At 61.3% G+C, this 21001-nt stretch carries 20 protein-coding genes; 4 read left to right on the top strand and 16 right to left on the bottom strand.

Annotated features, from left to right (window positions below; translation table 11 throughout):
• Nucleotides 1–47: 47 nt before the first annotated feature.
• The 4 genes from KG088_RS12185 to prmB form a co-directional block, all read right to left on the bottom strand.
• Complete coding sequence (locus KG088_RS12185) at nt 48–470, bottom strand: phasin family protein (RefSeq protein WP_213825800.1); 423 nt, start codon at nt 468–470, stop codon at nt 48–50.
• 137 nt (nt 471–607) lie between these two features.
• Entirely contained in the window at nt 608–1051 is a 444-nt protein-coding gene (locus KG088_RS12180) for a hypothetical protein (RefSeq protein WP_213825799.1), read from the bottom strand.
• A gap of 57 nt (nt 1052–1108) precedes the next feature.
• Complete coding sequence (aroC, locus tag KG088_RS12175; RefSeq protein ID WP_213825798.1) at nt 1109–2194, bottom strand: chorismate synthase; 1086 nt, start codon at nt 2192–2194, stop codon at nt 1109–1111.
• Nucleotides 2195–2224: 30 nt separating this feature from the next.
• Nucleotides 2225–3178 carry a 50S ribosomal protein L3 N(5)-glutamine methyltransferase gene (gene prmB, locus KG088_RS12170; RefSeq protein ID WP_213825797.1) on the bottom strand — a complete coding sequence of 318 codons (954 nt, stop codon included), beginning with the start codon at nt 3176–3178 and terminating at the stop codon, nt 2225–2227.
• Between the two features lie 145 nt (nt 3179–3323).
• Between prmB and KG088_RS12165 the strand changes: the two genes are divergently transcribed.
• The gene (locus tag KG088_RS12165) at nt 3324–3899 is read left to right on the top strand and encodes a Smr/MutS family protein (protein WP_213825796.1); all 576 of its coding nucleotides are present in this window, start codon (nt 3324–3326) and stop codon (nt 3897–3899) included.
• Nucleotides 3900–3915: 16 nt separating this feature from the next.
• On the opposite strand, the gene KG088_RS12160 is transcribed toward KG088_RS12165, so the two are convergent.
• Genes KG088_RS12160 through KG088_RS12145 form a run of 4 tightly spaced genes read right to left on the bottom strand, consistent with a single transcriptional unit; the run spans nt 3916 to nt 8078 of the window.
• Nucleotides 3916–5037 (bottom strand): patatin-like phospholipase family protein, encoded by a 1122-nt coding sequence (locus KG088_RS12160; RefSeq protein ID WP_213825795.1) that lies wholly within the window; start codon nt 5035–5037, stop codon nt 3916–3918.
• A gap of 42 nt (nt 5038–5079) precedes the next feature.
• The gene (locus tag KG088_RS12155) at nt 5080–5946 is read right to left on the bottom strand and encodes an alpha/beta fold hydrolase (protein WP_213825794.1); all 867 of its coding nucleotides are present in this window, start codon (nt 5944–5946) and stop codon (nt 5080–5082) included.
• Nucleotides 5943–6755: an alpha/beta fold hydrolase gene (locus KG088_RS12150; RefSeq protein ID WP_213825793.1), complete on the bottom strand. Its 813-nt coding sequence runs from the start codon at nt 6753–6755 to the stop codon at nt 5943–5945. The genes KG088_RS12155 and KG088_RS12150 overlap by 4 nt, the downstream gene beginning before the upstream one ends.
• A gap of 36 nt (nt 6756–6791) precedes the next feature.
• Nucleotides 6792–8078, bottom strand: coding sequence for an alpha-hydroxy acid oxidase (locus KG088_RS12145; RefSeq protein WP_213825792.1), 1287 nt, complete (start codon nt 8076–8078; stop codon nt 6792–6794).
• Between the two features lie 479 nt (nt 8079–8557).
• On the opposite strand from KG088_RS12145, the gene KG088_RS12140 reads away from it, so the two are divergent.
• Nucleotides 8558–9505 carry an AEC family transporter gene (locus KG088_RS12140; RefSeq protein WP_213825791.1) on the top strand — a complete coding sequence of 316 codons (948 nt, stop codon included), beginning with the start codon at nt 8558–8560 and terminating at the stop codon, nt 9503–9505.
• Between the two features lie 100 nt (nt 9506–9605).
• On the opposite strand, the gene KG088_RS12135 is transcribed toward KG088_RS12140, so the two are convergent.
• Nucleotides 9606–11183 carry an aldehyde dehydrogenase (NADP(+)) gene (locus tag KG088_RS12135; protein ID WP_213825790.1) on the bottom strand — a complete coding sequence of 526 codons (1578 nt, stop codon included), beginning with the start codon at nt 11181–11183 and terminating at the stop codon, nt 9606–9608.
• A gap of 91 nt (nt 11184–11274) precedes the next feature.
• A complete protein-coding gene (locus KG088_RS12130) occupies nt 11275–12012 on the bottom strand; it encodes a FadR/GntR family transcriptional regulator (RefSeq protein WP_213825789.1) in 738 nt (245 codons plus the stop codon).
• Between the two features lie 231 nt (nt 12013–12243).
• Here KG088_RS12130 and KG088_RS12125 point away from each other — a divergent pair, with 231 nt between their 5' ends.
• Nucleotides 12244–13200, top strand: coding sequence for a 2-hydroxyacid dehydrogenase (locus KG088_RS12125; RefSeq protein WP_213825788.1), 957 nt, complete (start codon nt 12244–12246; stop codon nt 13198–13200).
• Nucleotides 13201–13319: 119 nt separating this feature from the next.
• On the top strand, nt 13320–13637 hold the full coding sequence (locus KG088_RS12120; protein WP_213825787.1) for an NIPSNAP family protein: 318 nt from the start codon (nt 13320–13322) through the stop codon (nt 13635–13637).
• Between the two features lie 94 nt (nt 13638–13731).
• On the opposite strand, the gene KG088_RS12115 is transcribed toward KG088_RS12120, so the two are convergent.
• The 6 genes from KG088_RS12115 to KG088_RS12090 all read right to left on the bottom strand — a co-directional run bounded on the left by KG088_RS12115 (nt 13732) and on the right by KG088_RS12090 (nt 20984).
• On the bottom strand, nt 13732–15405 hold the full coding sequence (locus KG088_RS12115) for a thiamine pyrophosphate-binding protein (RefSeq protein ID WP_213825786.1): 1674 nt from the start codon (nt 15403–15405) through the stop codon (nt 13732–13734).
• Between the two features lie 85 nt (nt 15406–15490).
• A complete protein-coding gene (locus KG088_RS12110; RefSeq protein ID WP_213825785.1) occupies nt 15491–17008 on the bottom strand; it encodes a tripartite tricarboxylate transporter permease in 1518 nt (505 codons plus the stop codon).
• Nucleotides 17008–17478 carry a tripartite tricarboxylate transporter TctB family protein gene (locus KG088_RS12105; RefSeq protein WP_213825784.1) on the bottom strand — a complete coding sequence of 157 codons (471 nt, stop codon included), beginning with the start codon at nt 17476–17478 and terminating at the stop codon, nt 17008–17010. The genes KG088_RS12110 and KG088_RS12105 overlap by 1 nt, the downstream gene beginning before the upstream one ends.
• Before the next feature lie 88 nt (nt 17479–17566).
• Complete coding sequence (locus KG088_RS12100; RefSeq protein ID WP_213825783.1) at nt 17567–18544, bottom strand: Bug family tripartite tricarboxylate transporter substrate binding protein; 978 nt, start codon at nt 18542–18544, stop codon at nt 17567–17569.
• A 579-nt stretch (nt 18545–19123) separates the two neighbouring features.
• The gene (locus KG088_RS12095; RefSeq protein ID WP_213825782.1) at nt 19124–20149 is read right to left on the bottom strand and encodes an Ldh family oxidoreductase; all 1026 of its coding nucleotides are present in this window, start codon (nt 20147–20149) and stop codon (nt 19124–19126) included.
• A 34-nt stretch (nt 20150–20183) separates the two neighbouring features.
• On the bottom strand, nt 20184–20984 hold the full coding sequence (locus KG088_RS12090) for an NAD-dependent epimerase/dehydratase family protein (protein WP_213825781.1): 801 nt from the start codon (nt 20982–20984) through the stop codon (nt 20184–20186).
• Nucleotides 20985–21001: the final 17 nt, after the last annotated feature.

Raw genomic sequence — 21001 nt, 5'->3', positions numbered from 1 at the left:
CGCACGATCAGGCTCTACTCTACTCTTGTCTGGCTCAGCTGTCTGGCTCAGCTCTTGCTGCTGCGGGAGGACTGGCTGGAGGACTTGGCTGAAGTGGACTTGTTGCTACTGTCGGCTTTTTCGGCCTGCTGCTGCATCTGCTGGCCCGCTTCATTGAAGAGCTGCTCGAGCTGGTTCTTGAACTCCAGACTCATCTCGCTCATTGAACGCGCATCCTCGAGCATCTGCTGAGAAAGCTCTTGCATCATCTGCGCCTGTTGCGTGCCGAAGTCACGCATGCTCTCGGCGTCCTCGATCTCAGTAGCGCTGCGCATGCGATCGGTGCCCATCTGGCTGTAGCGCTTCATGGACTCCAGCTGTTGCTGGGTCATCTTTTCCATATTATTGAGCATCAGGGCATTGAGCTTGCGCATCGGCTCAAAGAACTGGCGAGTCTGCTCATTGAAGTTTTCGGTCATTTTATCTTGCATCACGGATCCTCCTTCGAAGGTCCTGGTTAAAGCGAGACATGACAGTATTAGCCATGCCGCTCTTGTTGCAGTGCAACAATGATAGTTTGCCTAGTGCCACGTTGCAATATGATGAAGAAACGCAACACAAGCGCATGTCAGCTTTCTCGTTTAGCACGCGAGCGAGCACTCGCCGTTGACTTACGTTCAGCACTGCTGGCAGCCGGCTTGGCTTGCCTGTCCTGCGCCGAACTGGCCTTTGCTTGCTTGTCAGACGTCTCGCGCTGTGTACCCGCCTTGTTGCTATCGCTACTGTCGGCATTCTGGTTGGTACTGGCCTGGCGCAGCATATCCAGCATCATTTGCTGATAAGAGCCGAAGCTGGACAACCCCTGCGAAAGCCCCTGCGTCAACTGCTGCGGCATGCCCTGCTGTTGCAGGAAGGGCCGCATCAGACTCATTGGATCATAACCCTCGACACCGGACTCCATCTGTTTGTGGATCCGGTCCATCAGATCCTTTTGAAAGGCTTCCACATCGGGCAGGCCCAGCGACTGGCGGAACTCGTCGGGGGTCAGGTCGAACTCGACGTTAATCTTCATGGCGTGACTCTTGTTAGTTGTCATATGCAGTGTAGCAGTCATGAGGGCAAGCGCATCTCAGCGCAATCGCGGCGTTTCCACGCTAACCTCGGCGTTCTGCCCACGATGACGCAGGAAGTGATCCATCAGCGTCAAGGCCATCATTGCCTCGGCGATGGGCGTGGCACGAATCCCCACACAGGGATCGTGGCGCCCCTTGGTGACGATCTCTACGGTATTGCCATGAATATCGATGGAGCGGCCCGGCGTCGTGATACTGGAGGTGGGCTTGAGCGCAAGGTGGGCGATGATCGTCTGGCCGCTGGAGATGCCGCCCAGCACGCCACCGGCATGATTGGAGAGAAACCCCTCGGGAGCCATCTCGTCGCGATGCTCGCTGCCACGCTGTGATACGGCTGCGAAGCCGTCACCGATCTCCACCCCCTTAACGGCGTTGATACTCATCAACCCATGGGCCAACTCGGCATCGAGTCGATCGAAGACCGGCTCGCCGAGACCCGGGGGCACGCCCTCGGCGACCACGGTGATCTTCGCGCCTACCGAATCCTGATCGCGACGCAACTGATCAATGAAGGCCTCAAGTTCGGCGACACGGTCAGGGTCGGGACAAAAGAAGGGGTTGTCGTCGATGGTTTCCCACTGCTTGAAATCGATGGCAATGGGGCCCAGTTGGCTCATGTAGCCACGCACACGAACACCCTGCGTGGCGAGATATTTCCTGGCGATGGCGCCGGCGGCAACACGCATGGCGGTTTCCCGCGCGCTGGAGCGACCGCCGCCGCGGTAGTCGCGCACGCCATACTTGTGATGGTAGCTGTAATCGGCATGCGCCGGGCGGAACTGGTCCTTGATCTTCGAGTAGTCCCCGGAGCGTTGGTCGGTATTCTCGATCAACAGGCCAATCGAGGTCCCCGTGGTCACCCCCTCGAACACCCCGGAAAGAATCCTGACCCGGTCGGGTTCGCGGCGCTGGGTGGTATGCCGGGAAGTGCCCGGACGGCGCCGGTCCAGGTCATGCTGCAGATCCTCTTCGCTGAGCGGTAGTCCCGGTGGACAGCCGTCGACGATGGCTCCCAGCGCGGGCCCGTGGCTCTCGCCAAAGGTGGTGAGGGTGAACAGCTTGCCGAAGGTGTTGCCGGACATGGGCGCTCCAGGAGATAGCAAAATCGGAAATCAGGTGAAGGACGCCGCATGGGCGTCGAGTTCGGCGGCGCTGAGGACAAACACCCCCTGGCCCCCGCGCTCGAACTCCAGCCACAGGAACGGGACCCCGGGGAAAGCAGCTTCGAGATGGCGGTCGGAGTTGCCGACCTCGACGATCAGCACGCCGTCGTCGGCAAGATGGCCACGCGCCTCGCGAAGCAGGCGCCGCACGATATCCAGACCATCCATGCCCGCCTCCAGCGCCAGGGTCGGCTCATGGCGAAATTCGACGGGCATGAGCGCAAGATCCCGGGCATCCACGTAGGGTGGGTTGCAGACGATCAGGTCATACCGACGGCCCGCAAGCTCCGCGAACAAGTCGGATGCCACCGCCCTGACACGTTCCCCGACATCGTAACGACTGATGTTGGCTTTCGCTACCGCCAACGCCTCAGGACTGACATCGGCCAGATCGACCTCGCAAGTGGGCAGATATAACGCGGTGGCGATACCGATGCAGCCTGATCCGGTGCAGAGGTCGAGCACTCTTGCTGGCGGCTCCTCGGGGAACCAGGCCGCAAAGCCGTCCTCGATCAGCTCGGCGATCGGCGAGCGTGGGATAAGCACTCGCTCATCGACAGCAAATGCCACCCCGGCAAAGAACGCTTCACCGAGCAGGTAGGGCAGCGGGCGGCGTGTAGTGACGCGCTCGCGCACCAAGGCGACGATGCGCATACGCTCCATGGCCAGCAAGCGGGCATCGAGCACCGCCGGGTCGACATCCCAGGGCAGGTGTACCGCCCCCAGCGTCAAGGCGACCGCCTCATCCCAGCAAGAAGCCGTGCCGTGACCATGGAAGAGTCTGGCCAGCTGGAACTCGCTGGCGGCCCAGCGCAGGCAATCGCGCAGGCTGACGAGCCCATCACAAAGCTCGTTATCGGCAAGCTTCAGCGTTGTGTTGGAGGCGTCTCTACAAACGGCCACAGGATCTCCCGCGCTCTGGGGTGAGCAATGAGGGTGAGCGATGAATCGAACGATGAATAATGGTGCTTGATTGTAACCGCCCCAACGGTTCACAGCCACGCCGGGCTGGTTATACTGACCCACACTTTCCCGCCACGAGACGCCGATGAGCCGACACCGCCACCACCCTGACGATGCCGATATTGACGCCTTTCGTCAGGCCCTGCGCGAAGCCGGCGTGCGTCCGATCGAGAGCGATCGCGCCGATCCGGGGCGGCCACGTCGGTCCCACTCGTCGGTTGCCGAGCGTCGCGCAGCCGCCATCGCCAAGCGAGACGATCACCATGCCGGGCGCACATCCGACGGCCGCGTGGAGGCAGTACGTCCCTCGGAATACCTCGATTTCGCCTTGCCCGACCTGCCGTGGCGGACGCGCCAGCAGCTGAAGCGCGGCCGCATCGCTTGGGAAGAAGGCCTCGACCTGCATGGCTATACGCTCGAAGAGGCCCGGACCGAGTTGGAGGGTTTTCTGCGCGAAATGGTGGCAGGGCGGCGTCGCTGCGTGCTCATCGTGCACGGCAAGGCCTGGGGCGCCACCAGCGACTATCCAGTCATCAAGAGCCACGTGAACACCTGGCTGCGTGAATGGCCGAGCGTGCTTGCCTTCTGCTCCGCTATGGATACCGACGGAGGGACGGGGGCCGTGTACGTGTTGTTGAGGCGCCAAGGCAACAACACCTGAAGCCACCCGCCTCTGCTCATCGCCGTTTTCCCTGGGCCTTGGCGTCACTCCTGGTGTCAGACTCGGCATTGCCTTCAGCATTGACATCGCCAGGCCCAGCGGTGACGGCACGATCCCCCCAGCCGCTAGGGGCGCGCCCTTCGAAGCGGTCCAGCGCCTCGACAGCTAGGTGGCGCCCGAGGGCAATCAGCGACTCGGCACGATGAAACTCGTAGGCCCCACATACTGTCTTGGGTACCTCAATCAGCACGTCGGGTGGATAACCCGCGATCTTGTACTTGGCCAGCGATGCCTGGGTTATATCGAACGATGCCAGAATCATGTCGAGCCGTCCCCAGGCGCGCTTGCCACGCGAGCGTTCGTCGATGTCGTCGGTATCATCCTCATCGTTGGAGCCACTACCGAACCCATCGAGCATGCGCCGGGCCGCCGCCTTGACGTCATCCATCCAGCCAGTCAACTGCGGGCTGTTGGCAATTTCGTTGGTTATTGCCGGCGTGTCCGGATTAGCCTCTTCGGCCGGAACCGGCAACAGTTCCTCGAGGGTGATCGGCCGCGGACTGTGTGCGGTGGCGTTCACTGCTAGCACGAAATCGGCATATGCCGAGACCGTCGGCGTAATCGGCAGAGGATTGAGCAGGCCGCCATCGACCAGCACCTGGTCGCCGCGGTGGACCGGCGTAATCACACCGGGCACGGCGATAGAGGCACGAATGGCATCGAGCAGTGAACCGCTCTGGAACCATACCTCTCGCTGACGGTTCAAGTCGGTCGCCACGGTGGTGAAAGGAATCGCCAGATCCTCGATACGTGTATCGCCGATCAACGTTTCGAGTTTGCTCATCACCTTGCTGCCACGCATTGCCCCCATCGGGCTCCAGGTCACATCGACGAGTCTGAGTACATCGAAATAATCGAGGCGACGAACCCAATCACGGTAGCCCTGAAGCTTGCCCGCGGCGTAGATACCCCCAATCAGGGCGCCCATGGAACAGCCAGAAATCGCCACGATCTCATATCCCCGCGCCTCCAGCTCATCAATCACGCCGATATGCGCATAACCGCGCGCTCCGCCGCTGCCGAGCACCAACGCCACTCGCTTGCCTTGGTAGAGGGAGTTGCTTGGCTGCGGGCCCATGATCACATGCTCCTTTTTTATGTGCCGGCGTTACTGTGCCGGTCACAGAATTGGCTGCCAGGCCACGAGCGTATCGACTACGCCTCCGACAGCATCAGGCTCCAGATGCAGATGATGGCCCCCGGGCAATACCCGGCGTTCGAGTCCTGGCACGGCGGCGCGGGCCCGCCTAGCCATGTCGCGCTCGCCGAGGATGCCGTCCTCACCCTCGATCAACAGCACCTGGCAGCGAATCGCCGCCAGCATAGCCAGTGCCTGCTCGGGACAGAAGCGCACCGGCGAAGGGCGCAACAACCGACCATCGGTGCGCAGCCGTAGGCCACCGCCTTCGTCGCGCGCGAGATTACGCCTCACCACCGGCTCGGCGGTTCGGGGATCGATGGGCGTCACGCCACCAGCCACCCGGGCGGATATTGCCGTCTCACTATCAGGATAGCGCGGTGCCAGGGACCTGGAGCGCCGATGGCCCAACAACCCTTTTCGCAACTGCTGATGGGCCTCATCGGCCGGCGTGGTCAGTACTCCCACCCCATCGATCAGCATCAGACGTGCCACTCGCTCGGGAAGTGCTGCGGCCACCAGACAAGAGACTCCGGCACCCAAGGAGTGGGCCAGCAGAGTCGCCCGTTCGATCTGCAGCGCATCGCACGCGTCGAGCAGATCGTGGCAGTAATCCCAGAGGGCATAATCGGTATCGCCGCCGAGTGGCTGCGAGAGACCGTGGCCGGCAAAATCGATGGCGACCACGCGAATACCGAGACGCTCGACCAATGGCGGCGCCAGCCGCGTAAAACTAGCAGCATTATCGAGCCAGCCGTGAAGCGCGAGCCAGGTAGGCGCAGTGGCCTCACCCCAGCTCAGCGCGGCCAGGCGACCGTCGGCGAGGCGCAGCGAATGAGGGTCGGTCATGATCGATCTTCCAGCAGGGTATGCAGCATTGCCAGCAATGCCTGACGGGCTTCGTCGGGGCTCTCCATCGGAAACATATGGCTTCCGGTCACTTCGCGGACCTTGATGCCATGGCGGGCGAGACGCTTGCGACGTCGCGGGGTCAGAAGGTCGGACTGCGCGCCAGCCAGCACCCCTGCGGGCACTCTCAGGCGCCGCGGCAGGGTGCCCAGGTGGTCGGGCAGATGACGAAAGATATCCACCTCGATCTGGGGATCGTAGATCAATGTCACTCGCCCATCTTCCAGGGTCCGGGTGCCACCCTCGATATAATCCTGCAGTGCCGACTCAGTAAAGCGTCGAAAAAGTCCCCGACGACGCAGGTAGTGGGCCATGGCGTCACTGTCCGGCCAGATGATGCGCCGGCCCTGGCTCTTTCCCGCCGGCGTGACGCGGTCGACAAATCCCATCAACTTGGCGAGCTTAACGGCCCAGGCATCGGGACCCAGCATCAGCGGTGGATCCAGCATTATCACGCAACGAAACCGCTCAGGAGCCTGCTCGGCCGCCATAGCCATCAGCACGCCGCCCATGGAATGCCCGACGCCGATCACTGGCGTCTCGATATGGGTCAGATGTTCCAGCAACTCATCACGCAAAGAGAACCAGTTATGCCCGACCGGGAAATCCGGGTGATGCCCCATACGATCCATCGGGTACAGGGTAAACTGCTCCGCCAAGGGTGCCAGGAAGCTTCGATAGCTGATGCCAGGAAACCCGTTGGCATGGGCGAAAACCAGAGTGTCTCGCTGAGTCGTGTGCTCGTGCATGATGGTATCCTGACTAGCGGTCGCAAACTAACGGGTTTAGCATCGTGGCCCGCTTTTCCCATGATAAGCAAACGCTCGCTTTGGCACCTGTCGACAAGACAGCGCCAGGTCTACCAGCATCGCGGGGTCGAGTTCCGCCAGCCGGTTGATCCCCAGCATGCCCATGTCGGCGCGGATTTCCGACATCAGCAGTTCGATGGCGTGATCCACGCCGGCTTCCCCACCGATGGCGGCGGCATAGTTGAAGGGGCGTCCGATGAAGGCACAGCGAGCCCCCAGGGCCAGTGCCTTGATCACATCGGTACCGCGTCTGAAGCCGCTGTCGATCATCACCGCCATCTCCCCGGCGACGTCCAAGGCCTCAGGTAGCGCTCGCATCGGCGAGACGGCACCGTCGAGCTGGCGTCCGCCATGATTGGAGAGGATGACCCCATCGGCACCATGCTGACGCGCGGTGGCCACATCTTCCGGGTGCAGCAGGCCCTTGATCACCAGGTTGCCCTGCCATTGGCGACGGATGCACCGCCATTCCTCCCAGTCCAGGTGTTCCCGACCCGAGAAGTCGCGAGTGGCATGCCGCGACAGGATGGCGGCGCCGCGCTCGGCGGTGTTGTTCTCGAAATGAGGCATGCCGTGGTGAAGCATAGTGCGCAGGAAGGTTCCCAGGCTCCAGGCCGGATGCGTCACGCCATCCCAGAGCAGTCGGAGGTCCGGACGTAGTGGCGTCCGAAAGCCATTGCGCAGGTTGTTCTCGCGGTTGGGGACGACGGCGGAATCCACGGTCACCACCAGGGTTTCCACACCCGCCTGCGCCACACGATCGACCAGCGCAGCGATTTGTGACGAATCGGCGGGCAGATAGGCCTGGAACCAGGTACTCGGTGCCGCCTCGACCACCTCCTCGAGCCGGATCAGCGAGGAGCCACTGAGGATCATCGGGATGCCGGCCCGCTCGGCCGCCCGTGCCTGGGCCAGATCCCCCCGATAGCCGGTCAAGGAGGAAATGCCCATCGGAGCAATGCCGAAGGGGGCCGAATAGCGCCCCCCCAGCAGGTCGAGCGATGACTCGCGCCCACTGACATCGCGCAGCACCCGTTGCCTGAAGCCGTATTCGTCGAACACGGCACGGTTGTCGCGGTATGACGCATTGGTCTCTGCCGCCCCGGCGACATAGCCGAAGATCGGCCGCGGCAGGTGTCGCCTGGCCGCCGGCTCGAAGTCGTCGAGACAGAAGATACGAGCCAGCCGCCTGGCCTCTAGCCAGGAGGCTTTCGGTGACGGGCGTTGCGCCGATGCAGTCGGTGATGATCCTTGAGCTGTCATCGCGTGCGTGCTCCCGATAATAGATGATGCCATTGAAATCCGACGATGCCGGATCACCGTCACACTCGACGATTATTCGGTCCATGCATGAGGTTTGCGCGTGAATGTCCACTGGGACTGCTTTCCCGCCGTGATGCCCCAGGCGATCCGGTGAATACGAGGTAAGTCGCTTCGACAATGGGGCCTGGACGCTTCGATAGCCAATGTCAGAAAGCTCATTGGCATGGGCGAAAACCAGCGTGTCTCGCTGAGTCGTGTGCTCGTGCATGGTGGTCACCTGACTAGCGGTAGCAAACTAACGGGTTTACCATCGTGGCCCGCTTTTCCCATGATAAGCAAACACTCGCTTTAGCACCTGTCGACAAGACAGCGCCAGGAGAACCTGTGACCAAGCCGCCCCGCGACACCCGCCTGCGTAATACCCTGTTCTTCGCCACGACGCTCGCGGCCTTGGTGGTCGGCTTGTGGCTGGCTCGCTGATGGGCCCGATTGACGTCTTTTTCGGCACACTGGAAGTGACTCTGCCGGTGTTCTCCATGGTCATGATCGGCATCCTGCTCAAACGCATCGGCTGGATCGACATGCCTTTCATCAACACGGCGTCCAGTCTCGTGTTCAAGGCCACGATGCCGACGCTGCTTTTTATGAGCATTATCAAGGCAGACCTGGCAAGCGCCCTGCAACCCGGCCTGATCATTTATTACCTGGCAGTCACGACACTGTGCTTTTTGCTGATTTGGGTATGGGCCATCTGGCGCAGTCCCCGCCTCGATCGCGGCGTTTTTGTTCAGGGCGCCTTTCGCGGCAATTGCGGGATTGTCGGCTTGGCGCTTGCGGCCAGCATGTACGGCGATTACGGCCTGTCGCTGGGTGGCATCATGGCCGGCGGCGTCATCGTGCTGAATCTGGTGCTGTCGGCGATCATTCTTGCGCTTTACAGTCCCACCGCAAGCTCCAACCTCACCTCAATCTTCCGCGAGATAGCCGTCAATCCGCTCATCATCAGCATCCTGGCAGCGATCCCGGTGGCTTATTCCGGCATTACGCTGCCTACCTGGCTGATGACGTCGGGGGAATATTTCGGCTCGCTGTCATTGCCCTTGGCACTGATCTGTATCGGCGGCAGCTTAACCCTCAAAGCGGTCAACCAGACACGCGGTCAGGCGCTGGAGGCGAGCCTGTGGAAGATTATCGGCATGCCGGCACTTGGAGTCGTCATGGCCCTGCCGCTGGGCTTCCGTGGCGCCGAGCTCGGCATCCTGTTTCTGTTCCTCGCCAGCCCTGGCGCTGCCATCAGTTACGTCATGGCGAAAGCCGTCGGCGGCAATGAACAGCTGGCCGCCAACATTATCGTCATCAGTACCTTCGGTAGCATGGCAACAGTGAGCCTTGGCATCTTCCTGCTCAAGCTTGCCCAGTTGATCTAGTCCCGAACGCTCATAAGGTGATCGCCATTCCTCGGCGACAGCAAAAAGGGGCCGGCCTCCCGGCCGCCCCCTTGTCTACGTGACACCGCTTGCTCCGCCCTTAGACTTCACGCTTGCCATCGACCAGGCGGCTCACGCCCAGCGGGTTGGCATCCTTGAGCGCCTCGGGCAGCAGGCCCGTGGGCAGTGCCTGGTAGCACACCGGGCGCAGGAAGCGGAAGATCGCCGCGCTGCCCACCGAGGTGGTGCGGCTATCCGAGGTCGCCGGGTAGGGCCCGCCGTGGACCATGGCGTGGCAGACTTCCACGCCGGTGGGCCAGCCGTTGGCGAGTATCCGGCCGGCCTTGCGCTCCAGCGTCGGCAGCAGCTGCCGGGCAGTATCAAGATCACCGTCGTCCATCTGCAGGGTGATGGTCAGCTGGCCTTCAAGCTCGGCGGCGACGCGGCGCACTTCCTGCACGTCGGCACAGGCGATCACCAGCGAGGTCGAGCCGAACACTTCTTCCTGCAGGGCAGGATCGTTGAGGAAAGCCTCGGCCTGCGTGACGAATAGCCCGGCCTGGGCGGGGTGGGCGGTCTCGCCGGCCTGGCCGCGGGCGGCTTCCGTGACCTTGGCGTGGCCGGCCAGCCGGTTGACGCCCTGCTCGTAGGCGTCATGGATGCCCGGGGTGAGCATGGTCTGGGCGGCGCTGCCCTTGACCGCTTCACCGGCGGCGGCGACGAAGGCGTCGAGTTCGGGGCCCTCGATCGCGATCACCAGCCCGGGGTTGGTGCAGAACTGCCCGGCACCCATGCTGAGCGAGGCGGCGAAGCCCTCGGCGATCTTGTCACCGCGTGCCTTGAGCGCCTCGGGGAGGAGAAACACCGGGTTGATCGAGCTCATCTCAGCGTAGACCGGAATCGGCTGCGGGCGCGCCTGGGCGGTGGCCATCAGCGCCGTGCCGCCGCTACGCGAACCGGTGAAGCCCACCGCCTGGATGCGCGGGTCAGCGACCAGCGCCTGGCCGATCTCGCGGCCCGAGCCGAACAGCAGCGAGAAGGTGCCCTCGGGCAACCCGCACGCCTTGACGGCTCGCTGGATGGCGCGACCGACCAGCTCCGAGGTGCCGGGATGGGCGGAATGGCCCTTGACCACCACCGGGCAGCCGGCGGCAAGCGCCGAGGCGGTATCGCCACCAGCGACACTGAAGGCCAGCGGGAAATTGCTGGCACCGAACACCGCCACCGGGCCCAGGGCAATATGGCGCTGGCGTAGGTCGACGCGCGGCATCGGCTCACGCTCGGGCAGCGCCGGATCGACGCGCACGTCGAGCCATTCGCCGGCACGCACGACGGAAGCGAACAGCCGCAGCTGGCCGCAGGTACGGCCACGCTCGCCCTGGAGGCGAGCCTCGGGCAGGCCGGTCTCGGCTACGCCGCGCTCGGTCAGCTGATCGCCGATCGCCTCGATTTCGCTGGCGATGGACTCAAGGAAGGTCGCACGGTCTTCAAGCGAGGTCTCGCGATAGGCGTCAAATGCCGCCTCGGCCAGCGCGCAGGCCTTTTCGACCTCTGCCTTGCTGCCGCCGGCATAGGCCGGGGACAGGGTCTCGCCGGTGGCCGGGTTGACGGCGTGGATCTCGGCTTGCTGGCCGCTGACGGCTTGCTGGCCGATCAACATGTTTCCACTGATAGTCATGAGCTCTCCTGAGTCACTAAGAAAAAGAAGGGGGTTGGCTGAGCGCTATGGCAATGATTATGATGCGCCAGCCACGTTTTATACGCCCCGGTCATTGATCGCGATACTTGGCATACGTGTTCCGCGCACGGTTGAGATGCTGAAACATGGTTTCACGAGCGGCCTCGGCATCCCGCGACAGAATCGCCTCGAGGATGTAGGTATGCTCTTCGTGAACACGCTCCAAGTAACGCTTGGAGGAAGTGGTATCGATTTCGATGCTGAGTAGCTTGGCCCGTGGAATCACGCTTTGGCTCCACTGCTCGTAGAAAGACTTGAAGAAAGGATTCTTGGTCGCCTGGGCGATGGCAAAGTGAAAGTGATAGTCCTCACTGCGCGCCTGGGTTTTTTCCAGGTGAGCCTTGCCGAAGGCCTCATGGCGTTCAACAAGCTCTCGACGGTCCTCGTCGTCATGACGCAATGCCGCCAACTCGGCAGCGGTAGGCTCGAGCGTCAACCTCAACTCGAGCAAATGCAATATGTCCTCGACCGTCGTTGGGTTGATGCGCTCGGCGGGCTTGGCTTCCACGGTGGTGGCCCGCAGCACCGTCGTGCCGACACCCCGACGCGTCTCGACCAGACCCAACGACTTCAGGTGGGTAATCGCTTCGCGAATCACCGTACGACTGACCCCGAAGGACTCGCAAAGGCTATTTTCGGTCGGCAGTTTATTACCCACCGCCACCTTACCCTTTGTGATCAGAGACTCAAGTTGATCCGCCACATGAACGGATAGACTCCCCTGTTGAGGCGCCCTTCGCACATTGATTGGGGCAGGATCCGTCACCATGTCAACATCCTTAATCATGATGTTTGTGTTGTATCGCTGTATGATGTCATACAGCATAGCATGATCAGCTAGATTTTACCGTATAAAAGCCCGTCTTCAGGGTAAGAATGCCCCACGTTAACCGGCATTACCCGTAACGGCCATGTCCAATGACATTTCTCTACTTCAACGAAACAGACATCCGACAGCCAAAGAGGTCGAGATGAAGCGAAATCCGAGCGAGGCCGACTCATGACACGCACCGGACCGGTCGCCGTGCTTGAGCCCATGACCGCCGACATGCAGTCGTTCGTGCGCAAGATCTGCCCCGGGCTCGACATGCGGTTTCCTAGATCCGGTCACCCGGATGATTTTGCAGATATCGTCGTTGACGCCCCCTATATCGTCACGCGTGGCCTGCGCTTCCCCGCCAGCGTGCTGGAGCAGGCCAGGGCTGTCCGGCTCATCCATCAGTGGGGCACGGGAACCGACGGGATTCCGTTGGTCGAGGCCCGTGCCAGAGGCATCACCGTCGCGCGCAGCCCCGGCGTGAATGCCCCGACGGTAGCGGACATGACGATCGGGCTGATGCTGGCCACCCTGCGCCGCATACCACAGGTCCATGCGTCCATGCGTACGGGCCAGTGGGAAATGAAGGATCTCTGGCAGCGGACCTTCGATCTGTCATCAGCCACCGTCGGGCTGATCGGGCTTGGCGCCATCGGCCAGCAAGTCGCCGCGCGGCTTCAGGGGTTCGGCTGCGAGATCGTCTACACCAAGCCCTCCGGCCCCGTCGCCGGTTCCTCCCTGCGCTTCGCCGACATGGACGCCTTGCTGGCGCAGTGCGATGTCATCAGCCTGCATCTTCCCCTGACGGCAGATACCCACCATTTGCTCGGGCCGGATTGCCTGGCCCTGATGAAACCGGGCTCGGTGCTGATCAATACGTCGCGCGGCGCACTGGTCGATGAAACGGCGCTCGTCGCCGCGCTGGAAAGCGCCCATCTGGCAGGTGCGGGACTCGATGTGTTCGAAAAAGAACCCGTCGCTGCCGACAATCCCCTGCTCGCTCTCGACAGCGTCGTGACCCTGCCCCATGTCAGCGGGCTGACGCGAGACAATCTGGTACGCATGGTGTCACATTGGGCGGCCAACATTACGGCCTTCGATCAAGGGCAGCCCATTGATCCCGCTTGTCTTGTCCGCTAGGCCTCTGGCCCTGTTACGCACGCTGGATGGGGGCTCGTCATTGCATGCGCCACCACAGCATCACCGAACTGCCAGCCGCCTCACTGCCGGTTGGCCGATTCCGCACAAGGAGCATCGACATGCTTTATGACCACCGCACCTATACCTGCATCCCCGGCACCTTGAAAAAGCAAATGGCACTCTACGAGGAACATGGCTGGCCGATCCAGAGACGCCACCTGGGCGAACCACTGCTTTACGGCCCGGTCGAGACCGGAAACGTGAACTCGTACGTGCATATCTGGGTGTTCCAGGACGCCGCTGACCGCAGCCAGCGACGTGCCGCCATGCAGAAAGACCCCGACTGGGCCGCCTATCTCAAGAAAAGCGCCGAGGCGGGTTACCTGGTCAGCCAGGAGAACAAGATCGTCGTCCCCGCGCCCTTCTTCAAGGATTGAGGCTCGTCGGAGGCCGGCGTCTCACGAGAAACACTCGGGCCCTAGCCACTGTTTGACCGAATAGCGCCGCCCCACCCCTTGACCTAGGGACCGGTCAGGCGGAACGCAGTGCCGAAACGGTGGTGCGCGTCGAAATACGCTCCGGATCGGTCATCAGTTCGATAACGGCGGGACGGCCCGAGGCTATGGCTCGCTCCAGGGCCGGCTTGACGCTGCCCGTATCGCTGACGCGCTCGAAATGCGCGCCGAGCCCGGCGGCCATCTGGCCGAAATCGGGGTTCACAAGGTCGGTCCCCGAGACGCGTCCCGGATGGTCGCGCTCCTGATGCATTCGGATCGTGCCGTACGTGCCGTTATTGAACAGCAACACGATGGGCCGGCCGCCATGTTGCACGGCAGTGGCAATCTCGACGCCGCTCATCATGAAGCCGCCATCACCGACAAATGCCAGCACGCACTTGTCGGGCTCGCGCAACGACGCCGCCACGGAGGCGGGCACCGAATAGCCCATCGAGCCGCAGGTCGAACCGATGATCCGACCGGGACGTTGATAAGCCAGGAACCGCTGCGCCCAGCCGGTATGATTTCCGGCGTCCAGGGTCACGATACAATCCTTCGGCAGGCTGTCGCGCAACTCGTGCATCGCCGCGCCCATGTTGAGCGGATAGTCGTGCGCCGGTGGCTGGATATCGGCAAGGTACTCGTCGCGAAGCGTCTGGCACCACTCGCTCCAACGGCTGCGCTGCGCCCAATCGCATGGCGCCAACGCGGCGGCGAGCTTGTCGGGCGCCGAAACGACACCCAGCGCTGGGCTGAAGACACGGCCTATCTCGTCCGGGTCGACATGCGCGTGGATCAGCGTCTGGGTGGGATTCGGGGAAGTGAGCGTGGTGTAGGTCTTGGTGGTCATCTCGCCGAGCCGGGCGCCGACGACCAACAGCAGGTCGGCCTCGGCCAGACGCTTGATCAGCGACGGCACCACGGCGGTACCGAAGTCGCCCACATAGCAATCCGAGGCGTTGTCGAGGATATCCTGGCGCCGGAAGGAACAGGCCACCGGGATCCCGTTGGCCTCGGCAAATGTCCTGATCTGCGCACAGGCCTCATCCGTCCAGCCCGAGCCGCCCACCAGCATCATCGGGCGCTCGGCACGCGACACCAGGGCACCGATTCGCTCGATCTCTTCAAGGGCAACGCTTGGCCGAGATGGCGTATAGGGTGGCGCATCATCGACCTCGACGACATCGGTCAACATGTCTTCGGGCAGGGCCAGCACCACCGGCCCCGGACGGCCCGAGGTGGCGACTCGAAAGGCACGCGACATGTATTCCGGAATCCGGCGAGCGTCATCGATCTGGGCGACCCACTTGGCCACACCGGCGAACATGACCCGGTAGTCGATCTCCTGAAACGCTTCCCGGTCCAGGGAGCCGCGGTCGACCTGGCCAACCAGCAGAATCATCGGCGTCGAATCCTGCTGAGCGATATGCACGCCGATGGCGGCGTGGCAGGCCCCCGGGCCACGCGTCACCAGGCAGATACCGGGGCGGCCCGTCAGCTTGCCATAGGCCTCAGTCATGTTCGCCGCGCCGGCTTCATGGCGCGCATTGTAGAGCGTGAAATGCTCGCGCTGATCATAGAGGGCGTCGAGCACTTCCAAGTAGCTTTCCCCGGGCACGCAATAGCCGCTATCGGCACCGTGGATGATGAGCTGGTCAACCAGCACTTTCCCCCCGGTGCGTGGGGAGGGTCGTGGCGTTGTGGTCATGTCGGGTTCCTGATGGCAGAGACTCGCGCCACCAGCGAGGCTGATGACGCGAGTCGAGTAAGTGAGGCCATGGCTGTTGTCACGACTAGGGTATGGCGTCGAGCTTTGGCTTCTTGCGAAGGATTAAATAGGCGAATACTACGGTCAATATTAGAAATGCCAGGCTGTCAAGATTCGTCAGGAAGACGATCGGATTGCCGTCGTTGAATGACAAGGATCGTCGCAGATACTGCTCCAGGTCCGGACCCAGGATGAAGCCCAACAGCATGGCCACCACCGAGTAGTTATGCTTGCGCAGGAAGAAGGCCAGCACGCCGAACATCAGCGCCAGGAACATCTGGAAAATCGAATAGGTCGCCACGTAGCTTCCGACGAGCGCCACCACCGCGATGGAGCTGTAGAGAAGGCCGCGGGGAATCGAGACGATCTTGATGAAATACGGCCCGAACAGGAACAGCGTCAGCGGGATAAGGATCAGGGCACTCACGAACAAGGAAGCAAACATGGGCGCGATAAGGTCAGCCTGCTGTTCGAGCAAACGCGGCCCAGGCTGCAAGCCATTGATGACCAACACGCCCAGCACGATGGCCGTGGTCGGATCCCCCGGAATCCCGAACATCAGCATGGGCACGAAGGCACCGCCGCACATGGAGTTGTTCGCCGATTCAGCAGCGGCAATCCCTTCACGACTGCCATAGCCATATTCTTCGGGTTGCTTTGAGCTGCGCTTGGCATCGGCATAGGCGACGAAGGCGGCCATCGAGCCACCCGCGCCGGGCAGAATGCCAATGCTATAGCCCATGATCGCGCTCTTGATGTAGGTAAAGAACCCGATCTGACGGATCTCCGACCAGGGCGGGATGAAATCACGCCGACGAATCCTGAGGGCCTTCGCCCGCTCAAGGGTTCCTTCAAGTGAGAGGTTCCAGTTCTGGGCCTGGACCAGCAGCTCGCTCACCGCAAACGCACCGATCACCACCGGCATCAAACCGATACCCTCGACCAGCAGTTCGGTTCCGAACTCGAAGCGCGGAATCGGCTGGAGCACATCGATCCCTACGGTGGCCAGCATGATGCCAAGCGAGGTCGCGACGATGCCCTTGGCGATGGCCCCCTTGTCGACGATGATGATGACCACCAGTGCGAAGAGGACTAGCGAGAACTTCCCCGGGGTGCGGATCAGCAGCGCAAGCTCAGCCGCGAGCGGCATGAACGCCATGAGCAGGATCGCGCCGATCGAGCCGCCGATCATCGAGCCCAGCGCCGCATGTCCCAGCGCGTTGGCGCCATGCCCCTTGAGCATCAAGGCATTGCCTTCCACCGCGGTCATCATCGAGGACGGCGCGCCGGGGATATTGATCGTCGTGGCCGTTATGCTCCCCGAGTACATCCCTGCCATGAAGATGGAGGCGCACATGACCAGCGCCGGGACCACGTCGATCGTGTAGGTAATGGGCAGTAGCAGTGCAATGGCCAGCACGGAGGTAAGACCGGGCATCGCACCGAAAAACGTGCCGATCAAGAAACCGGCAATCATGAAACCAAGCACTTCCCAACTCAGCAACGCACCAAAACCGCCCAGGAAACTGATAAACGTCTCCATCAGAATCCTCCTAACACAGGGGGCAGCCGCACCCCAAAAACACCGGCAAACAAGCCGTAAAAGAGAGCTGTCACGGCAATCACATAGAATGCGAAGAAAGCGGGGCGTCGCCTTTCGAAGTCAAAGATAAGAAACAGGGCTATCACGAAACCCAAGGTGGCAGGCACATAACCCAAGGGACGGAATAGCGCGATATAAATGCCCGTCGCCACAACTACCAGCAACGGCCTGAGGAAGGAGCCACTGGATGCCGACTCCTCGTCTCGACGCAACTCACCCACCAGCACGACGATAAGCGCCACATACATGATGATCGCCATGAGGATGGGCATGAAACGCGGTCCCACAATGGTGTCACCGCCAAACTGCGAGCGTATGCTTAATGCTTCTGCCAGGTAGATCGTGGTCAAGATTAGCAGGAAGACTGGGAACAGCACCGCCGACTTTCTGAATCGTTCGACGTTGTTCATTGACTCAGAACCCTTTGTAGGAAGACCTCGTGGCACCGGACGCCGGTGCCACGTTGGTTATACTCTTTATGCTGTCTTATGCTGTCGATTACTTGGACATGATGCCGGCTTCGACCAGCGCATCCATTTCATCGAACAGCGACTCGGCCGTTTCCTCGGCCCAGGGAGTCACCTCATCGGTCCCCAGCCAGTTGGGTGTTACCCCGACATTGGCCACCCACTCCTGAAACTCATCGCTGTCGTACGCCGTCTGGTAAGCGTTTTCCAGCACCTCGATGGCCACGTCCGGGGTATCCGCCGGTGCCGCGAAGACGATGAAGCTGCCAATCTGCAGATCGATCCCCTCATCCACCGTGGTGGGCACCTCGGGATAAGTGGGGTTCTGGGTATCCGAGAACTCGACGAGACCCCGCACGGTGCCATCTTCCAGAAGATTGGAAAAATCGCCCAGACTGGTCAGAGCGACATCGACCTCGTCGGACAGGATGGCCTCCTTCTGTGGGGCTGCACCGCCTGGATAAGAGACGATCCTGAATTCCGTATCGGTCAGCTCCTGCAACTGCAGAATCGCCAGGTGGATTCGCCCGCCCAGATTCTGGATGGCAACGCGAACCTCACCCGGATCTGCCTTGGCCGCCTCGATCAGATCATGAATCGTTTCATAATCGGAATCGGCATCCACCACGATAGCGTCGGGCTCGCTCGTCACTCGTGCAATCAGTTTCAGCCTGTCCATCTTGTAGCTCGGCAACATCCCTTGCCAAGGTACGGTTACGATGCTGTCATAGGTAAGCGCGCCAATGGTATAGCCATCTGGACGAGAGCTCATGACCTGGCCAATACCGGTGGCACTAACGCCCCCCTCGATATTTTCCACATACATGGAAACATCGAGGCTATCTTCGGCAATGCTTGTCAGTTTGCGCACGATGCCATCGGTACCACCACCCGCACCCCAAGGGACAATCACTCGAATGTCGCGCTCAGGATAATCGGCCTGCACTGCCCCGGCCATCGTGGATAATGCGATAACACCAGCTAGCGTCAGAATGGGTTTCTTGTACATTATGCCTACTCCTATTTTTTCACACACCAAGCTAAAAATGACTTGGCACACAGATTATTCTAGCTACTAATCGGCGAAGACAACTTGCAGTACTTGTAGCTATCGGATAAAAGACTTTCGAACCGTCAGCGTACGTAGATGTCGATGGTGTCGTAGCAAACCACAACATGTCATACATCATACAAAGTACAAGCTAGTCTGTACGGACCCATGCCGCAAGAAAGAGGAACGAAATCGAGACTAAAGTTTAATACCGGGTCGATCTTGCCGCCATTTTGGCGATTAATGAATATTATTTATCGTTGATAAGACGCGCGATTTCAAGAATTATCACCGCCTCGTCCACTGTATAAATCATCAAGTCGGCCAAAGTCAGAAAATGGGCGCAGTCAATACCAGCCTCACTGTAAAAAAGGGAAGCTCAACACCAGGGCTTCCCTTATTCTTGTTAACTGCCCGGGCCCGGGTCACTCGATAATGCCGTCGACCGGCACAATATCCCATCCGGAAATCCTGGGAAACACACCTATATTACTGGCTGGAAGCCAGTCGGATTTGACCGATCATCACGAGAAGCGCCTAGGTCCCGTCGCTATTCCTGAGATGCACCAATTCTTCATACAGCTCGGAGGGAATCGTCATGCCCTCGGCCTGGCTACGCTTCCTGGCGGCATGGCGACGCTGCGACGGCAGGCGGGCACCCTGTGCGATGACCCCTTCGAATAAAGCCTCGGCCTGGCGCAGGTGCGTCTCGGCGTCCGCACCGAGAAAGGCACCTGGATCCATGGCCAGGATGAATTCACCATGCTGCGGCGCTCCCTTCCCGCTCCCGTCCGCCGGTCGGGTCTGGTGGCCCAAGCGATCACCGATCAGCGGCCCGGCAAGTAGTTCGATCATGATCGACAGGGCCGACCCCTTGTGGCCACCGAAAGGCAGCAGCGCGCCCGCCAGAGCGGTTGTGGGGTCTGTCGCCGGTTGCCCCTCTCCATCCAGCGCCCAGCCTTCCGGAAGGCTCTTCCCTGCCCGACGGTGGAGTTCGACCTCGCCGCGCGCCACCATACTCGTGGCGAAATCAAAGGCGAATGGTAGGCCATCCGGCCGCGGCCAGGCGAAGGCGATAGGGTTGGTGCCCAACAGCGGCGACTGCCCCCCGGCTGGCGCGACATAGGCATGGCTCGGTGTCATCGCCAGCGCCACCAAACCCTGTTCCGCCAGAGATTCAACCTCAGGCCACAACGCCGAGAAGTGAAAGGCGTTGTTGACCGCCAGGACCGCTACTCCATTGGCACGGGCCTTGTCGATTAGATGTTTCCGGCCAGTCTCGAAGGCCAATAGCGAACACCCTCTTCGCGCATCCACACTCACCACACCCGACGCCTGGTCGATCACTTCAGGAACGGCACACGGGTCAACTCCGCCATGCCTGACGGTGCGAACGCAATCGAGGAGTCGATACAGGCCATGCGAGTGACACTCGTCGCGCTGGGCCGCTACCACGCTTCGGGCGATGGCGGCAGCATGTGCCGACGAGAAACCATGCCGCTCGAGAATATCGACGCTTAGTGCCCAGGCTTCGTCTAGCGAAAGTCTTACTTGATCATCCATGGGTGCCTCCGGGCGACATGCAAAGCGCTATATGTCACCTTCGGTCATCCGGATGACCGAAGGTGACGAACTTACCGCCTTGATAGACGACGGCGGGATCATCGGGAGGCTGCACGGATTGCTGCGCGATCTCCTCGCGCCAGGGCTCCGAGCTGTCCTTGGGCACCCAGCCGAGGAAGGCCACCCGGCTGTTGTCCCACCATGTCTCCTGGTTGTCCGAGGCGCCATAGACCACCGTATTGCCCAGTTTCGGCGCCACGAAGGCACGCTCAAGCAGGCTCACGAAGTCCTCGACGCTCATCCAGGTGGCCATCATGCGAGCATCGGCCGGCTTGGGGAAGCAGGAGCCGATCCGCACGCTCAGCGTCTCGATGCCGAACTTGTGGAAATAGAGGCTCGCCAGATCCTCGCCGAAGCACTTGGAGACGCCATACAGGGAATCGGGGCGATGCGGCACTTCGGTGTCGATGCGCGTGGTACGCGGATAAAAGCCGATGGTGTGGTTGGAGCTGGCGAAGACAACACGTGGCTTGCCCAGCTGTCGAGCCGCCTCATAGAGGTTGTAGGTGCCGATGATATTGGCCTGGAGAATGCTTTCCCATGGCGTCTCGACCGACATGCCGCCCAGGTGAATGACTCCATCGCAATCTGCTACCAGGCCACTGACAGCCTCGGTATCGGCCAGGTCGGCGTGAACCAGTTCTTCATGATCGGCCGCCTCACCGAGATCAGCCACGTCCGACAGCCTGATCCGACGGGCCAGTCGCGGCAGATGGGGACGAAGGGCCTGCCCCAGGCCACCGGCGGCTCCCGTCACCAGGATTCGGTTCAACATGAAAACACTCCTTTTTG

Source organism: Halomonas jincaotanensis (genome assembly GCF_018448785.1).
GTDB classification, from domain to species: Bacteria; Pseudomonadota; Gammaproteobacteria; order Pseudomonadales; family Halomonadaceae; genus Halomonas; species Halomonas jincaotanensis.
The sequence above is the reverse complement of the archived record's forward strand: the minus strand, read 5'-3'. Positions and strand labels throughout refer to the sequence as shown.

Excerpts from the sequence above, each read along its gene's own strand:
- KG088_RS12185 (WP_213825800.1), bottom strand. The coding sequence starts at position 470 with ATGCAAGATAAAATGACCGAAAACTTCAATGAGCAGACTCGCCAGTTC.
- KG088_RS12180 (WP_213825799.1), bottom strand. The coding sequence starts at position 1,051 with ATGAAGATTAACGTCGAGTTCGACCTGACCCCCGACGAGTTCCGCCAG.
- aroC (WP_213825798.1), bottom strand. The coding sequence starts at position 2,194 with ATGTCCGGCAACACCTTCGGCAAGCTGTTCACCCTCACCACCTTTGGC.
- KG088_RS12165 (WP_213825796.1), top strand. The coding sequence starts at position 3,324 with ATGAGCCGACACCGCCACCACCCTGACGATGCCGATATTGACGCCTTT.
- KG088_RS12160 (WP_213825795.1), bottom strand. The coding sequence starts at position 5,037 with ATGGGCCCGCAGCCAAGCAACTCCCTCTACCAAGGCAAGCGAGTGGCG.
- KG088_RS12155 (WP_213825794.1), bottom strand. The coding sequence starts at position 5,946 with ATGACCGACCCTCATTCGCTGCGCCTCGCCGACGGTCGCCTGGCCGCG.
- KG088_RS12150 (WP_213825793.1), bottom strand. The coding sequence starts at position 6,755 with ATGCACGAGCACACGACTCAGCGAGACACTCTGGTTTTCGCCCATGCC.
- KG088_RS12145 (WP_213825792.1), bottom strand. The coding sequence starts at position 8,078 with ATGACAGCTCAAGGATCATCACCGACTGCATCGGCGCAACGCCCGTCA.
- KG088_RS12140 (WP_213825791.1), top strand. The coding sequence starts at position 8,558 with ATGGGCCCGATTGACGTCTTTTTCGGCACACTGGAAGTGACTCTGCCG.
- KG088_RS12135 (WP_213825790.1), bottom strand. The coding sequence starts at position 11,183 with ATGACTATCAGTGGAAACATGTTGATCGGCCAGCAAGCCGTCAGCGGC.
- KG088_RS12130 (WP_213825789.1), bottom strand. The coding sequence starts at position 12,012 with ATGGTGACGGATCCTGCCCCAATCAATGTGCGAAGGGCGCCTCAACAG.
- KG088_RS12125 (WP_213825788.1), top strand. The coding sequence starts at position 12,244 with ATGACACGCACCGGACCGGTCGCCGTGCTTGAGCCCATGACCGCCGAC.
- KG088_RS12120 (WP_213825787.1), top strand. The coding sequence starts at position 13,320 with ATGCTTTATGACCACCGCACCTATACCTGCATCCCCGGCACCTTGAAA.
- KG088_RS12115 (WP_213825786.1), bottom strand. The coding sequence starts at position 15,405 with ATGACCACAACGCCACGACCCTCCCCACGCACCGGGGGGAAAGTGCTG.
- KG088_RS12110 (WP_213825785.1), bottom strand. The coding sequence starts at position 17,008 with ATGGAGACGTTTATCAGTTTCCTGGGCGGTTTTGGTGCGTTGCTGAGT.
- KG088_RS12105 (WP_213825784.1), bottom strand. The coding sequence starts at position 17,478 with ATGAACAACGTCGAACGATTCAGAAAGTCGGCGGTGCTGTTCCCAGTC.
- KG088_RS12100 (WP_213825783.1), bottom strand. The coding sequence starts at position 18,544 with ATGTACAAGAAACCCATTCTGACGCTAGCTGGTGTTATCGCATTATCC.
- KG088_RS12095 (WP_213825782.1), bottom strand. The coding sequence starts at position 20,149 with ATGGATGATCAAGTAAGACTTTCGCTAGACGAAGCCTGGGCACTAAGC.
- KG088_RS12090 (WP_213825781.1), bottom strand. The coding sequence starts at position 20,984 with ATGTTGAACCGAATCCTGGTGACGGGAGCCGCCGGTGGCCTGGGGCAG.